This is a genomic window from Anaeroplasma bactoclasticum (assembly GCF_003550015.1).
Taxonomy (GTDB): domain Bacteria; phylum Bacillota_I; class Bacilli_A; order Acholeplasmatales; family Anaeroplasmataceae; genus Anaeroplasma; species Anaeroplasma bactoclasticum.
This window is the reverse complement of the sequence record NZ_QXEV01000057.1, coordinates 1-1,730: the sequence shown is the minus strand read 5'-3', so window position 1 is coordinate 1,730 and position 1,730 is coordinate 1. Positions and strand designations below refer to the sequence as shown.

General features: G+C 33.9%; 1 protein-coding gene and 1 other annotated feature. The gene reads left to right on the top strand.

Annotated elements, in window-relative coordinates; translation table 11 throughout:
• Positions 1-129 precede the first annotated feature (129 nt).
• Positions 130-330, top strand: a binding site (T-box leader).
• Between the two features lie 45 nt (positions 331-375).
• Positions 376-1,730, top strand: a 1,355-nt coding sequence (asnS, locus tag EI71_RS10005; RefSeq protein WP_119017079.1) for an asparagine--tRNA ligase, incomplete at its 3' end; no start/stop codon positions are given.

The window sequence follows — 1,730 nt, the reverse complement described above, 5'->3', positions numbered from 1 at the left end:
GGTTAAATACCTCACTTTGACTGAAGTATAAACTCTATTTTTACATTATTGATGTCTATTTACCAACTTTTTGTTTGAACTTAGCAAAATTATTTGATTTATTTAATTTTTGATATATAATTTTAATATATTATCGCAAAGATAAGGAGAAAGTATTGTAAAGCTTCAAAGAGAGTCTGGTTAGGTGAAAGCAGATAAGATAGCAATATGGACAACACCTTAGAGTGATGGAAGAATTAAGTAGAACCATCCGTATTCCTGCGTTAAAGGATTTAAGTGCAGTATTTTTTATACTGAACTAAGGTGGCACCACGGTAATTCGTCCTTAGAGCGTAAGCTTTAAGGACTTTTTTATTTGTTAAGGAGGAAAAAAACATGAAAAGAGATAAGATTAAATTATTATTTGAAGCACCAGTAGAAAAGGATGTTTACATTTGTGCATGGGTAAGAACAAATAGAGCACAGGCACAATTTGGTTTTTTAAATGTAAATGATGGTTCTGTTGTTACAAACCTACAGGTTGTATATGACCAGGAATTAGAAAACTTTGCTGAAATTTCAAAATTTAGAGTAGGTACAAGTGTTGAAATTTATGGTAAGGTTGTATTAACTCCAGGTATGAAGCAACCACTAGAGGTTCACGCAACAAAGGTTACTATGCTAGGAGATTGTCCTGAAAACTATCCTATTCAGCCAAAAAGACACACAAAGGAATTCTTAAGAGAAGTAGCTCACCTACGTCCAAGAACAAACCTATTCAATTCTGTATTTAGAATTAGAAGTGTAGCTGCAATGGGAATTCATTCTTATTTCCAGAAGAATGGTTATTTATATGTACATACACCACTAATTACATGTGCAGACTGTGAAGGGTCTGATCAGATGTTTAAAATTACAACATTAGATGTAAATAACCTACCTTTAACTGAAGATGGTAAGGTAGATTTTTCTAAGGATCTATTTGGTAAGCAGGCTTGGATTACAGGATCTGGTCAGCTTCAGGGTGAAACCTTCGCAATGGCATTTAGTGATATTTATACCTTTGGACCTACCTTCCGTACAGAAAACTCTAACACACAGACTCACGCAAACGAATTCTGGATGATTGAACCAGAAATGGCATTCTGTGATTTAGAGGGCTTAATGGATATTGAAGAGGAGATGCTAAAGTATGTAATTAATTATGTACTTGAAAATGCTCCTGCTGAAATTGATTTTTGTGATCAATTTGTAGAAAAGGGCTTAAAGGAAAAGCTATTAAATATTGTAAATGCGAAGTTTGTAAGAATTTCTCATCATGATGTTGTAGATTTATTATTAAATTCTGGTAAGAAGTGGGAGTTTACACCATCTTATGAAGATGATATCGCAAAAGAGCATGAAAGATTCTTAACAGAGCATTTCAATGGACCAGTATTTGTTACAAACTGGCCAAAGGATATTAAGGCTTGGTATATGAAGGTTAACCCTGATGGAAAGACTGTTGCTGCAGTAGATTTAATTGTACCTAAGGCAGGCGAATTAATGGGTGGATCTCAAAGAGAAGAAAACCTTGATGTATTATTAAAGAGAGCAGAGGAATTACATGTAGATGTATCTGGAATGCAGTGGTATTTAGATACAAGAAGATATGGTGGATGTGTACACTCTGGATTTGGTATGGGATTTGAAAGATTAATTATGTACCTAACAGGTATTGATAACATTCGTGATTCTATTCCTTATCCAAG